Genomic DNA, 17,452 nt, shown 5'->3' with positions numbered 1-17,452 from the left:
TGGAAAAGGGACGATTAGTGGAAATAACCAGAGAAGAACAGGATATACTGGATTTGCCAACCAGCAAGAAAGGCAAAGCGGTAAAAACCGGCAACGCCACCGAGGTAAGTGTGACGCCGCTCATGAAGCAGTACAACGCCATTAAAACCAAACATCCCGGCGCTTTGCTGCTTTTCCGGGTCGGTGACTTTTACGAAACCTTCGGCGAAGATGCCGTGAAAGCAGCCAAAATATTAGATATTGTTTTGACGAAACGGGGCAACGGTACCGCTTCCGAAGTAGCCCTGGCGGGTTTCCCGCACCACTCCCTCGATACGTATTTGCCCAAACTCGTGCGGGCCGGCCTGCGCGTAGCCATCTGCGACCAGCTCGAAGACCCCAAAATGGTGAAGGGAATTGTAAAGAGGGGGGTAACTGAACTGGTAACGCCGGGCGTGTCTTTTAACGACCAGGTACTCGAAAAGAAAAGCAATAATTACCTGGCGGCCCTGCACCTGGGCAAAGAACAAACCGGCATCTCTTTCCTGGATATTTCGACCGGCGAGTTTATTACGGCCCAAGGCGACCAGGAATATATCCGGAAACTACTCCAGAATTTTAACCCGGCGGAGGTGCTGTTCTGTAAGCGCAAAAAGGAAGAATTTCAGCTTTCGTTTGGCCAGGATTATTGTCATTATGCCCTTGACGAATGGGTATTCGGCTACGACTTTGCCTACGAATCGCTAACCCGGCAGTTTGGTACTACCTCGCTCAAAGGCTTTGGCATTGAAGGCATGCAAGAGGCCATTATTGCCGCCGGCTGCATTTTGCACTACCTCGCCGAAACCCAGCACCACGAGATAAGCCATATTAAAACAATTTCGCGGCTGGAAGAAGACCGCTACGTGTGGCTCGATAAATTTACGGTGCGCAACCTGGAACTGGTATTTCCGCAGCACGCCGAAGGGGTGCCGCTCATTAATATTCTGGATCAGACGGTAACCCCGATGGGCGCCCGCTTGCTTAAAAAATGGGTGCTGCTGCCCCTAAAGGAAGTTAGCCAGATTCAGCGTCGCCTGAACACGGTAGAAGCTTTAATCCAAAACTCGGAATTGCTACAGGACATTGTGCACTACCTGAAGCAAATAAATGACCTGGAAAGGCTGATTTCGAAAGTAGCGGTAAAACGGATTAACCCCCGCGAGTTGCTGCAACTGAGCCGGGCCCTGGAAGCCATGCTGCCTATTAAAGAGCTAATGGCTTACAGTAATATTCCGGCCTTGCAAAAGTTATCGGACCAGCTAACCTCCTGCGAAAGCATCCGGGAAGAAATAAAAACCAAGGTAAAGCCCGATGCGCCCATGCTTACCAACCTGGGTAATATTATTAATCCGGGTATTCACGCGGAACTGGACGAGCTGCGGAAAATTGCTTTTTCGGGTAAGGATTATTTGTTGCAACTACAGCAGCGCGAAGCTAAAAACACGGGTATTTCCTCGCTGAAAATTGCCTATAACAAAGTGTTTGGCTATTACCTGGAGGTAACCCACGCCCATAAAGATAAAGTACCCACCACCTGGATTCGGAAGCAAACCCTGGTAAACGCCGAGCGCTACATTACCGAAGAACTCAAAACCTACGAAGAAAAAATATTAAACGCCGAAGACCGCATCTACACCATCGAGCAGCAATTATTTAATGAGCTGGTGCTGTCGGTGGGTGATTACGTGGTGCAGATACAGCAGAACGCCAAGGTGTTGGGCATGATTGACTGTTTAGCCTCTTTTGCGACTACGGCTACCCAGTTTAACTACGTTAAACCGGCGGTAAACGACAGCAAGGCGCTGAATATTAAAAAAGGCCGGCACCCGGTTATCGAGCGCCAACTGCCCCTGGGTGAGAGCTACATTCCGAACGATATTTTCCTGGATACCGACGAGCAGCAACTAATGGTGATAACCGGTCCGAACATGGCCGGTAAAAGTGCCTTATTGCGCCAAACCGCTCTGATTGTGCTCATGGCCCAGATTGGTTCGTTTGTACCCGCCGAAGCCGCCGAAATTGGGATTATCGATAAAATATTTACCCGGGTAGGGGCTTCGGATAATTTAGCGCGTGGCGAAAGTACGTTTATGGTGGAAATGACCGAAACGGCCAGCATCCTGAATAATTTATCGGATAGGAGTTTGGTGCTGATGGATGAAATTGGCCGGGGTACGAGTACTTACGATGGTATTTCTATTGCCTGGGCCATTGTGGAGCATTTGCACAACCACCCCAAAGCGCGGGCTAAAACTTTGTTTGCTACCCACTACCACGAGCTCAACCAACTGGCCGACGATTTGCCGCGCGTGCGTAACTTTAACGTATCGGTAAAGGAAGCCGGCGACAAAATATTGTTTATGCGCAAGCTGGTGCCGGGCGGCAGCGAACACAGCTTCGGGATACACGTGGCGCAATTGGCGGGTATGCCCAACAACGTGGTAATCCGGGCGAACGAAATTATGCACCACCTGGAGCAGGACAAAATTCGGGAAGGCGATAAAAGATCGTTGCAGCAGGTGCCCAAGCAAAAGTTTCAACTCAACATGTTTGAGCTGAACGACCCACTGATGATGAAAATCCGGGACTTGTTCGATAAACTAGATATAAACACCATTACGCCCGTAGAAGCTTTGCTGAAGCTAAACGAGCTAAAAATGCTGGCCAACGAAGCGAAGAAATAGCGGTACGGTGATGGCCCAGTTAATGGCTATAAGTTATTTAATACCAAAGATTAATAAAAAGAGTTCTTATTAACCCATTGGTGTCATTCAGGAAGAAACTTTTTGGCTACCTGCTAAATAGGTCCCTCCTGGAGGACAGGCGTGGGCACCTTGGACGTATAATATAAACTGTTTTCAAGGAAGTATTACGTAGCTGCAGTTTATCCAAAAGCGTGGGCATAGAACTCGGTTTACTAGGAGGGAAGGATAAAAAATATTTCCTTGAAACTCAGGAAGAAAAGAAAAAGATAAAAATTTTTTGCTGCTAGTACTTGACAATAAACAGAAGTTGCGTACATTTGCATCATCAAAACACAGTAACACGGTGTGGCGATAACAAAACGCGAAAGTAGCTCAGTTGGTAGAGCGCGACCTTGCCAAGGTCGAGGTCGCGGGTTCGAACCCCGTCTTTCGCTCCACTAACGAGAAAAGACGTTGCACCCGCAACGTCTTTTCTTTATCTAAAATACTGAAGGCGCCAGCCTTCATGCCGGGGTGGTGAAACTGGTAGACACGCAAGACTTAAAATCTTGTTTCCATTAGGAAGTGCGGGTTCAAGTCCCGCCCCTGGTACTTAAAACCCTTGTAAATCCCTGATTTGCACGGGTTTTTGCTTTTTTAGGTGTCAAATTTTGTGTCATAATCATATATCTGTGAATATGGTATAGCTAAACCGTTTTTTCTTATAAGCTAGTGTTAGTCATCCTTTATTTTACCTGGTACGAACGGTGTATTCTAAGCGATATTCCCATTCGCCTCCAGGTTCTTGAAAAACACCTAAATCACCAAATTCTACGTATTTTTTTCTTAAGTAAAGTTCTTCTAAGGCTTGGGATATTCCGCTTTTCACAAAATCCCAATTTATTCCACTTTTTGTTGGTTCAATAATAGGGCCTTGAGGTTCTCCATCAGATGTTTTATGAATATAAATTGTAAAATAGTAGTCTCCTTGGAATAATTGAACTTCATTATACTGAGCAGTTGAAATTGGTCCTGCATTTTGAATTGCATATGAATAACCTATCTTTATTGGTTTACCATCAACAATCCAAGGAACAAATTTTATTTCTTCAGGGCTTTTTTGTACAAGTCCTGCATATGCTTTCTTTAATCCTTCATCAACCCTACCAAGCGCAATTCCTTTATTTCGTAAATATTTCGATGGATTATCTTTTACAACACTATCTTGAGACAAATTAGTAGATGACACAACTGCTCGTAATCCTCGAGGAAACATAATTCTAAAAGTATCTATACTAGTAGTGATTGGCTTTCGGGCGGTATTTTCATTCGTATCTACTGTTTGTGTGTTTTTTAATAAACCTTTTGGAGAATAGTTTGAAATGATTGCTGTTAATACTGTAGCAAGGAAAGGAAGAACAATTGCTAGCTTTTTCCATTTAGAAGATAGTTCTTTTGTGGTAAGTTCTTTAGTCAAAGTAATGGAAGCAAGAACTTTAGCAGGTGGGGTATTATCAGCCCATCTAATTATATGATGCTTTTTTAATATCTGATACTTACCATCATCTATCTTTTGTCCACCTGAAAAGATTGCGTCTATCTCTGCACCTGGAATCTTCAATGACGGACATCTCCAACCTCCTAAATTATTATCCCAATCATCAACATTTAATGATGTTGTAAAAGAAATATTTTCTTGTTCCATATGTATGGCTATTGTTAAAATTATATGTTACATTAATTAGTACTGGAGGAAGTATTTATCTATAATTATTATAGAAATTCAAACTTTTATCACCCTAAACTTAATAATAGTAAGCCACCAAAGGCTTGTTTTATGCCCTAAACAATTTAGTTATTATTTAAAAAATTCACCTTTAAAAACAAAAAAAAGTGTTGAAATAAGAACACCTTAATTGGTATCCATATCCCAACTCCTTGATTGTTGTAATTACTAATATTAACCCTTTGCTTGAAGGGAGTATTTTTCCTCTTACCTTATGTGTTCAAGGCAGATAAAAGCCATTTTAGTTTTATCCGACATCCGCCCTTTTATCTTTATTTTCTTTATCTCTTTAAGTCCTTCTTTTAGCTTAGAGCCAAAGACCCCGCTGTTTGAAGTCTTCCGCAGGATGACTGCAAACTTTTAATGAAACCGGAGGAACGCTGTTCTGGTAAATACCAGCAAAGATTACTACGTGCAAGGCGGTTGCCAAATCAGAGACCAGAACGGGATTTATTTTATCACCAAAGTTTTGTGATTGAATATTAAAATAATATTATGTTTTAAAATTGGTTTCTCCACTTAATTTATTTATAATTAAATACGTTCATATCCAAATCTAAAAGGCAGTATTACATAAAATAACGCCCATGAAAAAAATATATTTAATGTTAATATTACTTATAGTTGGCTTTTCCATACAGGCTCAAAAAATCACATATGAGGTTAAGACCCTCAATAGTATGTTGCACAAAAGTAGTAATATACCTAATGAAACCCTTGCCGAGTTAAAAAATGGAGAATCTGTGACCTTATTAGAAAAAGTTTCTGGAGATATTTATAAGGTTGATTATAAAGGACAAATTGGGTTTATGAGGGCTGCTCATTTAAAAGAATCTTACTCCTTACCTATTGACCAAGAAACCAGAAAGGTTGATTTTACAGAAGTAGTTGAGATTGCGGGTGCATTTAAACCTGAATTACATATCCGAGCTAAACAATGGATAGTAACCAATTTTAATTCTGCCAATGCTATTATCCAGATGGAAGATAAAGAAGAGGGTGTTATTATAGGGAAAGGTTTTTATGAAGTAAGAACAAACTTTGAAGCATTAGTTCCCACAATTCATACTTTTGGTTTTACTATAAAAATTTATGTCAAAGATAATAAATATAAATATTCTTTCACAAATATACTATACCAAGAACCAGCATTACAAGATAATAATATTGGGTCAAATGATGTGCCATTTGAAAGTTTGCTATCAAGCAAATTAGCTGGGTCAAGCTCTAAAAGAAGTATCTCAAACCAATTAATAAGAACTATTGAAGACTTAACCTTAAGTCTTAATAAAGATATGGCTAAACCAGTATCAGGTAAATCTGACTGGTAAAATATTTTAGTAATATAACACTATGTATCTGGAAAACGGCTAAAGTAAGCTCCAAAGATATTTCCCTCTGCTGTTTATAGTCTTCCGCAGGATGACGTCCCATTATGGCGCAAAAGTTACTTCAGTGCCTTTCAAATAATCTATAATAAATACTATTCCTCCTAATATTTTCGGTTAAGCCCTTAAAGCGCGAAAGAGACTTCCGCGCCTTTGTGGTATATATTTTATTTAGAAGCTGTTTTGGCCAGTTTTGGTTTACTTACGTTTTGATGGATTGCTTCAAATTCTTCTTTTTTGCCATCGGGCATGGTTACCGTCACATGGGAGAACATTTGATCCCCTTTTACCGTCGCGGTTACTTTTACTTTTTCTTTGCCCAAGGGCCAGGAAGCTATAATGCCATTGGGAGTAATTGTATTACCTTCTCTGGTATAAGAGGCTACTAATGCTTCTTTAAACTTGCCGGCAATTGTTTTGTGCACCCACATTAAATGCTGCGGGGTGATAATCATCAGTTCCTGCATATCCTTTTCAGGTGTTTTTTTTCCGTTACTTAAATCATTTCCCGACACAAAGTTCCAGGTTCCTGCTATATCTGCATTTTTACCTTTGGGTTCTGGTACGCGCTGGTATATTTCATGCAGTTCCAGTTTTTCCCCATCCGGATAGATGATGAAACCATCCTGGTAATATTTATCGCCGGCTACTTTTACAGTAAAATCAGTTTTAGCCCCATCCAGGGTTTCAATATATTTATTTCCTTTTAAGGTATAAACACCGCCATCTCCGCCGCCTTTCAGCGAATCGCTGTTATAACCTACATACATCCAATGAGTAGGGGTAATAATTTTATATTGGGTATTTTTAGTTAAATCAGTGGTAAAAGATTGGCCTTTGGGATCCTTAGCCGTTTGAGAGGTCATTTTCCAGGTACCGGCTATGGAACCTGAGAGATTGGTGGCTTTTGTTTGCGCCAGGAGCGGCAAATGCAAAGCCATTATTAATAAGCTTAACAGGATTTTTGTTTTCATAATTATTGGGATAAAAGGGTTTGAAAGCAGATGGATTAATAAATAATTCTTGCGCGGGGAAGCCATTGCCAGGCGAAAAGGGATTACTTAAAAAGAAAAGCTAGTGGCAATAACTATGATAGTCGAATAAAGCCGGGAGAGTGAAACAAGGGAAGCGGAATATTAGATGAATGTAGATAAATTATTGAATATTTACAACATATATTTTTACTTTATACTGTTGTAAAAATTCTTCTGGTGGATTGCCTGGGTTTTCGAAGGCTTTCCGGAGGGAAATTTAAAGCTTTAAATGAACGCATTTCGGGTTTGTACCAGCAAAAGCTACTACAGGCAACGGGCCGACAAAATCAGAACCCAGAAAGGCATTTATTTAATTGGGTTTGCGGTGGTGGCGTGGGTGGATGTGTTTACTTGGAAAGATTACGACCGCCTGATAACTAGTGGTGGAAAGTTTGCAGTACTGCCAGAAAGAAAAAGGATAGCATCCGCCGGAAAACTGGTGTTATTGGATGTGGTGGCATTTTAAAACAGCCGGCAAAAAGAGTAGCAAAACACGAAATACCAGTTGTGGCAGAGACGCAGGTGAGCATGGTGGATTACGTTTTATAAACGCGCACCAATCAGGACTTGCTCTTAGCTTTTCAGCTGTTTACCTATAAAGATAATTCTATTTTGATTACGAGGTTAGAATGAGGATTCCTTAACCAACGAAGAAAAGCCGCACTTACCAGGTGCGGCTTTTTCATCTTTTATTTTTTTGCAAAACTTACAGCACAGGTGGGTAAATTGGCCGGGTAACTGGTATTATAAATATTATCGCGCCAGCAGTTATGCGTACCGGAACCGTCCCAGAGTAAATCTACGCCGGGTATCGGAATGGGCAACGTTGGCGGGGCGGAACCATTATTTTTTACCACGTTCTTAATAACCTGGGTATAGTCGGGGTTGGGTTCTATCAGCGAAAAGGCTTCGGGCGGCAAACCCGCCAATCCGCCCAATAATCGGGTACTTACTACCGCAATTCCCAGGAAATTATTGTTCATTACGTGGTTTTGCACCACCCTGGTATTATCGGTTCCGACTATTAAAATACCGGAGCCGGTGGGTACAAAATTCTCGAACCCGCCGCCGGGTTCAGAAAAGTTTACGTGGTTGTTGTTATTAACCTGGTTATGAGAAAGCAAAATATCGGTAGAAGTGGTTACCCGTAATCCGGGCAGTAATACCACCAACAAACCCGCGGAATTGTTGTAACTCTGGTTAAAGCTGGCCACTACCTTCGAGCAATTTTCAATTTCGAGGCCAATAACATTTTCGTAAGTCTTGTTGTGGTACAGTTCGGTATCCTGGCACTGCCCAATGTAAATGCCGCTATCGGTGTGGCCGGAAGCTACGCAATGTTCTATAAGCCCCCCGTTAGAGGCAATAGGAAATAAGCCGTACTCGCCGCAGTTAATAGTGGTAACATGGCTAAACACATAGTCGTCGGCCCGAATCATGAATACACCATTTTCTTCAAAATCCCGAATAGTAACATGGTATAGTTTAAAACCATCGCCATTTGCGGTTACCCGGATGCCGTCGTCGGCGTCACCCGGATTTTGAATAATAACGCCTTCACTGCCTCTCAGCGTGATATTTGCTTTGTCTACTAAAATTGCTTCTTTGTACACGCCGGGTTTTATCATAATTATATCGCCGGGCTGTGCCGCATTTACAGCCGCCTGAATAGAACCACCCGCCGAAACAATTATATCGGGTTTCCCACCTTTCATATCGGCCTGGCTTTGGGCTTTGGCAAGTGCTGCGTCCGGGGCGGGTTGCAACGCTTCTTCGCAGGAAACAAATAAAAAAATGTAAGAAAAAAACAATGTACTTACCAAAGTGGTTCTGGCAAGCTTTTTACTTAAAGGAGTTAAGTAATTTTTCATACGCTTACTTTTTAAAGGTAAATTATGAATAATGGTTCCAGAATTTATAGGCCATCTACCGGCAATGTCTGACGGTTATGAAGCGGCTTGCCTGATGGGTTTGGCCCCTAAAAATTGGAGAAGTAAAAACGCCAGCCGCTAAAATGGCCGTTACGGGGGGCAAATAATTGCTTACAATTTAGTCCTAAATAGTTAAGAGAAAGCTGATAAACGGCAACCGGATAATGCGAACTACTATCCGGTCGGGCCAAAATAGGTAATTTTTTAAGCTTGCGTTATGGTACTAAAACAAAGCTGGTTTATTCCGGAAAATTATCCTTTATCCGGTTATGTAATCAGCATGTTCAGGTACTAAAAGTTCTGATTGTTAATGTTCGATTACCAATTGAAACAAGAGATATTTATTTAAATAATTTAGGCGGAGAATAGTAAATAAAACTATTCCTTAAATATATAAAATTATTTTTATAAAAGAATAGCAACAAGGACTAAAAGTTAAGAATTTTGTTTGGTATTGCTTGAAGATTCACCCTGAATAGTGGCGTGTAACAATTCTATAAGGTTTATTTTCTCAGAGTTAAATTTATTTGCATTAAAACCGCTTTTTCTATAACTTTCTATTATTAAATCCTAATTTCTTGCATTCTGCTTCTGTAATATTACGGTAAGTTCTAATCTTTAATAATGATAGCCATGACTGAGGGGCTGAAACAATTTTGTATAAAAGCCATTAACATGCCCGCGAAGAATCTGGCTTTAATTGATGTTTACTTTAAGCCGGTAAAACTCCGTAAAAAAGCCTTTCTATGGAAAGAAGGCGAAATTTGTAGTGTTATTGGCTTTCTAACCCAAGGCGCTATCCGCCATTTTTTCTGTAAAGACGGTGAAGAAAAAAAACTGCGGCATTTCGCTCGAAAACATGTTTTTCACCGATTATGAAAGTTTTTACACCAGCTGTTTTGAGTCTTCCGAAGGAGACTTAAAACTTTAGATGAAACTGGAGGAACTCTGTTTCGGTAAATACCAGCAAAGGTTAGTACAGGTAAGGAACCTTTGCGTACCCGCTTAAAAATTCGATTTAGCTTTTAATCAAACTTAACCGTTACACTCTTGCCGGCATAATCACCATCGGGCAAATATACTAAAATGGAGGTGCTGCCTTGTTCGGCTTGCGGCAACGAGGTAAAGAAATCGCCTTTGGCCTGATGGGTGCCGGACAAGGTTACCAATACGCTTTTAAGTTTCCGGGAAGGGTCGGAGAGGGTTAATTCCTGTATTTTATTGCCCTGCATTTTAAGCATGGCCATCCCCTGGCTGTCCAGGCTTATTTTTAAATCCTTCGAAATTTTAGCTTCGCCGGCCTGGTAAAACGCCATTTGGGTTATTCCTGATTTATTGTTTTTAACCGCCTGTAAAGCAGCGGTGTTGGCGATAATCTCGACTTGGCGATTGTTTTGGCTGGATGCAATAAAGGCCTGTTCACTTACGGCCGGCACTACCATGTAGGCATAAGAAGCATTGGCCGGGCTTTTACCGTGGTCGAACCAGAGTTTAAACACCTCTTTACGGACTACTTCTTTCGAAATATTTTTTTGGTCGGTAATATCGGACCAGCGGCCTTGTTCGGCTTGGTTGGAGAGATGCACCGTTGCTGGATTGGGTAAAATATAGCCAACTTTATCGTGGTACACGAGCTTTAAATCTTGCAGCTCGTGGTTGCCCGGCGGCAGCTTTTTAACCTGGTTATTTTGCATAACCGTAATGTCGCTGCGCAGCAGGGCCTGGTTAATGGTGGTGGCTACCGGCAGGTTCGGTTGCGATTTAATATCGGCGCCCAAACAAACGTATTCCTCATCAAAAAAGAACCAGGCTTTTTTAGCTTTTACCTGGTCGTGCGGGCTGATAAAGTCGAAGGCTACGGCGCCGTATAAGCCATCGGTTACGGCCCCTACAAAATCGGTGAGGCCATCCAGTTGAATATTTTCGGGGCCGTGCAGCCTGGGTTTTTGCAGAATGGTGGTACCGGATATTTTTTGCCAATCGTATACAGACCAGATATTGTGGTACTCGTCGCCTTTCAGCATTAAATAATTGGTGCCATCGGCGCGGTGGTGGGTGGTTTTGCCGGGGCCGTTGTAAGGCTCTTCCATGTTACGGTTGCGGGTAGAAAACATGCGTACCGTGGTGTAAAAGTTGGGCCGCTGAAATACAAAGTGTTCGGTTTGCCAAAAGAATTTACTGAAAGACTGCGAAGGCTTGGCTTCGCCCTTCCGTAGCTTCATTATTTCTTCCAATTCTGGGCGGCGGTAGTCGGTACTAATTAGTAGTCTTTCGATTTCGGTTACGCCGTGCGGCTTAAAGGGCCCTTCTTCCTGCGTAATACTCCGGTTTTTTACACTCACATCGGTGTAAATACCATATACCAGTTGCTTATAAATACCATCGAGGTAATAATCGACGAGTTGGTTTATTTTTTCCTTAGCGAAAGCATACTGGGTGTTCGCTACGTAATACGACCAATTGCCAAATTCATTCGCGTATTTGCCGTAGCCATACGACGTGGTGTTATTTACGCGGTCTTCGCGGTGGTGAAAACTGTAATCGCTTTGCATGCCGCGCTTACCGGTATTAAATTTTATTTCGCCCGCAATTATTTTAATTACCTCATCAAAACCCGGCTTATCGCCCACAAAAAGCATATTTTTAGCCAAAATGCCGGCAATTACAATCCGGTCGCCGCTGGGCCGGGCTCCCGAGGCATTCATGTTGGCCCGGCGGATAATGGGTTGCGCTTTCGCCACTAAATCTTTCGGTAATTCATCCCCGATTACCAGCATAAAATCGCCCAGGTTGGTAGGGGTCGTTATCTGACTATCGTGCCAGTTATCGCCCACAAAATCGTGGTTTACCCAATAGGTTAAAGAGGCAATAATGCGCTCTTTTAATTGTTTACTTTTATAATATTTCGATTTTTTGTTTTTATAGGCTTTTGCCAGATAGAGCAGATCAGATGTGTGAAAGCGATGCGGAAAACCGGCTGTTCGGCTCAGGTCGGCATAGTTAATATTTTTAAAGCTACCATCCGGTTTCATGCGGTCTAATATAGCTGTTACCCTGCCGGCATCAATTTTGGTTTCCATTAATTCCGCTACTACTTTTCCTTTGATGATTTCGAAATCCGTAGGTCGGGCCTTGAAGGACAGGGTTACGAAGCCTGCGATGAGGAGGCAGAATACTAATTTAATGGTGGAACTCATAGGTTTATCAGATGATGTTGTAATTAAAGAAGTAAAAATCTTGATGGAGTTGATAGCCCTGAAATGCAGTAAGATACTGAAAATATTAAATAACACACCGGGACGGTTGATAAATTCTGGCTTGTCCGGCAATAAGTTTTGTATAACCTCATTTTTAGGCAATACATCTTTAAAAATAAAAAAGCCGCTCATTTGTAAGAAGAACGGCTTTTTAGAAGTTTAGAAGTTTATAACCTTAAATCAATTTAACATTAAGTGCAAGTTCTTGCATTTCCTGTTGGGGTTGTCAGCGGAAGATCTGGACGCCTTTGGCTTTTTGTGTACCAGTTTGTTTTAACAGGTTTACTCAGGTACCGCTGCTGCATTTTTATTACAACATTTTGTAAGGCATATACCGCCAGGGCGTAATTGCTGTACCCGCCTGGTGTTAAGTAAATATTTGCCTTAGTAGCAGGTTCGGTTGGTCTGGTTATGGTTTCTGGTTCTCAACTATACTGCCTCAACATTGGCTTTGCTTAAAGCCGCTACCACAGTGGCGGTATCTTCGTAAATCTGAAACCGGTTTACTTTACCATCCCGTAGTTGAAATAAATGTATCCAGTCAATAGCCAATAGTTGCCCGGTAGCCTTTGCTTTAGCTTCATAATGGCCCAGCACAACTACTTTGTCGCCTTGCGGAATCATTTCCTGGGGCTGAAACGCGCTAAACTCAAAGTTAGCACCTACTTTACTGTAGAACTGTTTAACGGCTTCCTTTCCTACATAGCGCCCCGCAATCGGACTCAAACCGGAGGGGCCGGGCACAATGTACTCAACGTCTTCGGTATAATGTGGCATTAAATTTTCAATGTCGCCGGATAAAAAAAGGCGGTATCCTTCCTGTACTACTTTTACATTTTCCTGTTCATTCATAATAATGGCGTTTAAAAGGTAAGCGGTTGCAACTTAATTAGCTGTTGCCGCAACCACATAGGCAACAGAAACAAATAGAAATACCGATGAATCAGGAATAACTGCTTTCAGCTTTTAAAAGCAAAGGCCTAATACTCCTTCAATATTTTAAGAAAACTAAGCAATGCGGGCTCGACAGGTGTAGAATGCCAATTTGATTCTAAAAAACAGCCACCCCGAATAGTTAATATACGCTATAAAAGCCTGTTGCCAGACTTATTTGGTTGGTTTTAGGTAAGCGGGAAGATTAACGATAAATTACAGCTTTTTGGAATAGCCCTGATAATTATTTTTAAAGTTAATTTTTATAGCATTTTATCCAAATTTAATTAGATAAATTTATGAGCAGTTAAGTAAAATAAATCTCAGGGCTGTCTGGCGTGGGTGTAAGCAGTTTATATTTATTTATGCAAAGCTTCCTGGTTGGTAAATCTCCTTGGGTAAGGATAAGGGAAGTCTTAAGCTAAAATAATGCCGCTGGATTACGTCGGGGACAATATTTATCACCTGACGCTTAGCCAAAGTCTAGAGTGGCGAGGACAAAAGAGAGGCGCGACAGCTTAAATTTTAAGTAATATTATAAAGCCCAGGCAGACATTGGTTAGATTTACCAACCATAAACCAGATAATTCCGGCTAAAACCAAAACTTAACCCATGCGCTCAGCAGCAATTACCCCGCAAGCCTATTTAGATACCCTACCCGCTGACCGAAAGCACGCCATGAGCCAACTCCGGGAAATATTGCTGGAGAACCTGCCGGCCGGCTTCGCTGAGGTAATGAATTATGGCATGATTGGCTACGTGGTGCCACATACACTTTATGCGCCGGGCTACCACTGTAACCCGGAAGAACCTTTGCCTTTCATCAATATTGCTTCTCAGAAAAATTTTGTAGCCTTGTACCACATGGGATTGTATGCCGCGCCGGATTTGTTAGCCTGGTTTACGCAGGAATATCCCAAACATGTTAAAACCAAACCGGACATGGGTAAAAGCTGTATCCGGTTTAAGAAGATGGCTGGTATACCGTACGTATTAATCGGGCAATTAGCATCGAAGTTAAGCCCGCAACAATGGATTGCACTATACGAAAGCCAGCTTAAAAAATAATTCAATTTCCCTCCTGAAGTAAAGAGGAAACGGGTTGCTGCACTATTAGGAATTAGGGTTCTTTTTAGCCCTCCTTATACCCTTATAAAACCGGCCAGGGGCTTAAGCGTACTATAGCTTGGTCATCCTGGGTTTAATATTACCGTTATAAAACGTAGATTCAGCTATTTCGACGAGCGCAAAATGACGCCTTTAAAGGAAGCGCGTTTACACGCCATATCCGTATTAAATATCTTCAGGTAGTTTAGTAAGAGCGGGTCCTTTTATGTATTTCGAAATCTGCCCTTGGGGAGTTTTAGCTGATTTACAGCAAACTAACTTTTTTTTGCCTCGCTGCTAGGTTTCAAACACTTGAACGTCCCCCATTATTATTAAGTTGGTTTCAGCCAACATTTTGCTTTTTTATTACCATAACATCTAGTGCTTATTTCAGTATAATCCAGTACCAGAGCGGAGACTGTTATCTGGCAAAATCTTTTTAGGCGCTACCCAGTAAATAGACGCTGTTAACCAAAAGTAAAAGCTAAAAAGAACGCTTTCCCGGTGTGGAAAAGCGGTAAATGCAGTCCGGCAACCGATGTTAAAGTTATAAGAACACGTTTTTTAAATTACATGTTAAAGTTAGGATGGGTAGATTTTAATACATACTGCCCGATAATGCTGAAAAACAGCGACGAGTATTTTGTTTTTGATGTTGCCGGCAATGTTGATTTCGACAATGCTAAGCAGTTCGAGAAGTTTACCTGTTATCCGGTTAAGCAGAACGGGGAAATAGATTTAAGCACTGTTCGGGTTTTTATTAAAGAAGATCTTCAATCTATTCCGGTTCCGGTATAGCTTTTGCCGGTTGCTATTTATTCCTATTTTATTTTCGTCCGCGGTAGGTGGTTATTTCAGCTAATCTGCTATAAAGTTTTGGATATAACCGTTTCCTTAATTTCGCCTTCTATTATTGGAGTTCTCTTACCACAGATTTGGTTACTTGTAGCAATTAGCTGCTGTGGATGATATTATACCCGAAACCAAAGGGAAATATAGAAGCCAAAGGAATAGCCTGATATTTTTGCCTATCTTTAGGAGCTAAATATTCCGGAAATGCGCTACCTGTTATTTTGCTCTCTGTTCCTCTTTTTTTCCCTGGGCTGTTCGCCTGATAAAACCAATAGCCTGGCTTCCGACTCCCAAGCACAGGAAGTGGTAGATAAAGCCATTAGGGCCCACGGCGGTAAAAATTACGAGCATCTGAACCTGGCTTTCGACTTTCGCGATCGGCATTATACCGCAACCCGTAATAATGGCCTGTTTACCTACACCCGCGCTTTTACCGATTCTACGGGCCGCGTAAAAGATTTTTTAAACAACGATGGTTTTAAACGGGAAGTGAACGGACAACCGGTAAACCTGCCCGAAGAAAGAAAACAAGCCTTTACCAATTCGGTAAATTCGGTTATTTACTTTGCTTTGCTGCCGTTTGGCCTGAACGACCCAGCCGTACAAAAAGCGTATTTGGGAGAAGTTACGTTGCGGGGCCAGCCTTACCATAAAGTAAAAATTACGTTTGCCCCGGAAGGCGGCGGCGTTGATCACGAAGATGAATTTATTTATTACATTCACCAGAAAACATTTGTGGTAGATTATTTTGCTTACAGCTACCAAACCGAAGGCGGGGGCTTGCGTTTTCGGCAGGCGTATAATCCGCAGGTGATAGGCGGCATTCGTTTTCAGCAATACATCAATTTCGAGCCCCCCAATAAACAGGTACCGCTTACCGATTTAGACAAACTCTTCGAGGCTGGGCAGTTAAAAGAATTATCGCGCATAGAACTCGAAAATATTCAGGTTAATAACTAAAACTGATTGCCGGTAAAACCTTCCCAACAGAACATTCTTTCGGAATAACTGTGGCTGGAAGGCTTTAGAACTTCTGCTACAGCAGGTCTTTGGTACTATCTGGTATTAATAGTTTTACCGGGTTTTTAGTTTTACATGTTTAGGAAAAAAGCTAACATTGAAAAGGTATTTATCATTGGCATACTTTGGTTTTCTTAACCGCTAATAAATAAACCGCCTCATCGCTATGGAATATAAATCAGTATCCGGTAACCCGCTATCTTACCTAAAATATACCAGGCTTAAAGTTATTGCTTTTGGCTTTGGGCTTTTGCTATTGACGGGTAGTTGCGCTTCCTCCGGCAGTTCTACCCCGAAACAAGGTGGGAAAGCCATACCGGCTGCCGAAATATCTTTTACAAAGCAAGTATTGCACGAAGAATTTATTGCCGAAGGCGTAGCGGTAGGCGATGTAAACCGCGATGGAAAAATGGATGTACTGGCCGGGGCTTACTGGTTTGAGGCCCCTGACTGGCAGAAGCACGAAATTGCCCAACCCGAAAAGTTCTTTTACGATAAAGGCTACAGCAATGCTTTTGTAAGCCACGCCATGGATGTAAACTTTGATGGCTGGGTAGATTTTGTACGGATTGGTTTTCCGGGAAAAGAAGCCCTTTGGTTTGAGAACCCCCAAAAAAAAGGTGGGCACTGGCCGGTACATAAAATCCATGATGCAGTGGGTAACGAATCGGCCGGTTTTTACGATGTAGACGGCGACGGCAAAATGGATTTACTCGGAGGCAATTCCACCAACGGCCAGATGACCTGGTTTAAGGCACCCGTTTCTAAAAACGATTTAACCTGGCAAAAATATCCCATCAGTAAAGAGAAAAGCCCCGGTTCTGAACCCTTTTCGCACGGCTTAGGCCTAGGCGACATGAATAAAGATGGCCGCCCCGATGTGATTATAAAAGAAGGCTGGTGGGAAGCACCCGTTGATCGCACGCAGCCAGACTGGACATTTCACCCGGCCAATTTAGGCGAAGCCTGCGCGCAGATGTACGTCTACGATTTCGACCAGGATGGCGATCAGGACGTGGTTTCTTCTTCGGCCCATAACGTCGGTATCTGGTGGTACGAGCAAACCCAAAACGAGCAGGGCATCTCCCAATGGACCCGGCACCTGATATCGGATAAATTTACCCAAACCCACAGTTTAGCTTTGTTGGATATAAATCAGGATGGACACCCCGACCTTTTAACCGGCAAGCGCTATTTCGCCCACATGGGCAAAGACCCCGGCGAATACGAGCCGCCGGTGCTATATTGGTATGCGTTAAAACCCGGCAAAATCCCCACCTGGGAGCCGCACCTGATCGACGATAATTCCGGCGTAGGGGTGCACGTAGTTACCCAAGACATGAACCACGATAAGTTAACCGATATTATTGTAGCGAATAAAAAAGGGATTTTTGTTTTTACCCAAGCCAAAAAATAATACTGGTACTAATAGCTTAAT

The 17,452-nt window shown here is 42.2% G+C and carries 13 protein-coding genes and 2 tRNA genes; 10 read left to right on the top strand and 5 right to left on the bottom strand.

The genetic code is table 11. From position 1 onward, the window contains the following. Window positions 1-122: 122 nt before the first annotated feature. The 3 genes from mutS to AAE02nite_RS14920 all read left to right on the top strand — a co-directional run bounded on the left by mutS (window position 123) and on the right by AAE02nite_RS14920 (window position 3,317). Window positions 123-2,705, top strand: coding sequence for a DNA mismatch repair protein MutS (gene mutS / locus AAE02nite_RS14930; protein WP_146899168.1), 2,583 nt, complete (start codon window positions 123-125; stop codon window positions 2,703-2,705). 382 nt (window positions 2,706-3,087) lie between these two features. Continuing rightward, window positions 3,088-3,163 (top strand) — tRNA-Gly (locus AAE02nite_RS14925). A gap of 70 nt (window positions 3,164-3,233) precedes the next feature. Beyond that, window positions 3,234-3,317 (top strand) — tRNA-Leu (locus AAE02nite_RS14920). A gap of 139 nt (window positions 3,318-3,456) precedes the next feature. On the opposite strand, the gene AAE02nite_RS14915 is transcribed toward AAE02nite_RS14920, so the two are convergent. Further along, window positions 3,457-4,410 carry a hypothetical protein gene (locus AAE02nite_RS14915; protein ID WP_146898955.1) on the bottom strand — a complete coding sequence of 318 codons (954 nt, stop codon included), beginning with the start codon at window positions 4,408-4,410 and terminating at the stop codon, window positions 3,457-3,459. A gap of 668 nt (window positions 4,411-5,078) precedes the next feature. Between AAE02nite_RS14915 and AAE02nite_RS14910 the strand changes: the two genes are divergently transcribed. Further along, window positions 5,079-5,822, top strand: a complete 744-nt coding sequence (locus AAE02nite_RS14910) for a DUF4468 domain-containing protein (RefSeq protein WP_146898952.1) — start codon at window positions 5,079-5,081, stop codon at window positions 5,820-5,822. A gap of 224 nt (window positions 5,823-6,046) precedes the next feature. Here the strand turns inward: AAE02nite_RS14910 and AAE02nite_RS14905 are convergent, their stop codons facing one another. Then, window positions 6,047-6,853 carry a hypothetical protein gene (locus AAE02nite_RS14905; RefSeq protein WP_146898949.1) on the bottom strand — a complete coding sequence of 269 codons (807 nt, stop codon included), beginning with the start codon at window positions 6,851-6,853 and terminating at the stop codon, window positions 6,047-6,049. 289 nt (window positions 6,854-7,142) lie between these two features. On the opposite strand from AAE02nite_RS14905, the gene AAE02nite_RS14900 reads away from it, so the two are divergent. Further along, window positions 7,143-7,379 carry a hypothetical protein gene (locus AAE02nite_RS14900; RefSeq protein WP_146898946.1) on the top strand — a complete coding sequence of 79 codons (237 nt, stop codon included), beginning with the start codon at window positions 7,143-7,145 and terminating at the stop codon, window positions 7,377-7,379. A gap of 223 nt (window positions 7,380-7,602) precedes the next feature. Here the strand turns inward: AAE02nite_RS14900 and AAE02nite_RS14895 are convergent, their stop codons facing one another. Continuing rightward, window positions 7,603-8,784, bottom strand: a complete 1,182-nt coding sequence (locus AAE02nite_RS14895; protein ID WP_146898941.1) for a parallel beta-helix domain-containing protein — start codon at window positions 8,782-8,784, stop codon at window positions 7,603-7,605. A 735-nt stretch (window positions 8,785-9,519) separates the two neighbouring features. Between AAE02nite_RS14895 and AAE02nite_RS14890 the strand changes: the two genes are divergently transcribed. Further along, window positions 9,520-9,723, top strand: coding sequence for a cyclic nucleotide-binding domain-containing protein (locus tag AAE02nite_RS14890; protein WP_146898937.1), 204 nt, complete (start codon window positions 9,520-9,522; stop codon window positions 9,721-9,723). Window positions 9,724-9,869: 146 nt separating this feature from the next. On the opposite strand, the gene AAE02nite_RS14885 is transcribed toward AAE02nite_RS14890, so the two are convergent. Together AAE02nite_RS14885 and AAE02nite_RS14880 are read right to left on the bottom strand one after the other, a co-directional pair. Further along, window positions 9,870-12,041, bottom strand: a complete 2,172-nt coding sequence (locus AAE02nite_RS14885; protein WP_146898933.1) for a polysaccharide lyase family 8 super-sandwich domain-containing protein — start codon at window positions 12,039-12,041, stop codon at window positions 9,870-9,872. Window positions 12,042-12,530: 489 nt separating this feature from the next. Continuing rightward, window positions 12,531-12,953, bottom strand: coding sequence for a nuclear transport factor 2 family protein (locus tag AAE02nite_RS14880; protein ID WP_146898929.1), 423 nt, complete (start codon window positions 12,951-12,953; stop codon window positions 12,531-12,533). A gap of 694 nt (window positions 12,954-13,647) precedes the next feature. Between AAE02nite_RS14880 and AAE02nite_RS14875 the strand changes: the two genes are divergently transcribed. The 4 genes from AAE02nite_RS14875 to AAE02nite_RS14860 all read left to right on the top strand — a co-directional run bounded on the left by AAE02nite_RS14875 (window position 13,648) and on the right by AAE02nite_RS14860 (window position 17,431). Further along, on the top strand, window positions 13,648-14,103 hold the full coding sequence (locus AAE02nite_RS14875; RefSeq protein ID WP_146898925.1) for a DUF1801 domain-containing protein: 456 nt from the start codon (window positions 13,648-13,650) through the stop codon (window positions 14,101-14,103). 612 nt (window positions 14,104-14,715) lie between these two features. Continuing rightward, on the top strand, window positions 14,716-14,940 hold the full coding sequence (locus AAE02nite_RS14870; RefSeq protein ID WP_146898922.1) for a hypothetical protein: 225 nt from the start codon (window positions 14,716-14,718) through the stop codon (window positions 14,938-14,940). 258 nt (window positions 14,941-15,198) lie between these two features. Continuing rightward, window positions 15,199-15,954: a DUF6503 family protein gene (locus tag AAE02nite_RS14865; RefSeq protein WP_246151066.1), complete on the top strand. Its 756-nt coding sequence runs from the start codon at window positions 15,199-15,201 to the stop codon at window positions 15,952-15,954. A gap of 226 nt (window positions 15,955-16,180) precedes the next feature. After that, a complete protein-coding gene (locus AAE02nite_RS14860) occupies window positions 16,181-17,431 on the top strand; it encodes an FG-GAP-like repeat-containing protein (RefSeq protein WP_146898918.1) in 1,251 nt (416 codons plus the stop codon). Window positions 17,432-17,452 lie beyond the last annotated feature (21 nt).

Origin of the sequence: Adhaeribacter aerolatus (assembly GCF_007991635.1) — a bacterium.
Taxonomy (GTDB): domain Bacteria; phylum Bacteroidota; class Bacteroidia; order Cytophagales; family Hymenobacteraceae; genus Adhaeribacter; species Adhaeribacter aerolatus.
Note: the sequence above shows the minus strand (reverse complement) of the source record. Positions and strands in the feature narration are given on the sequence as shown.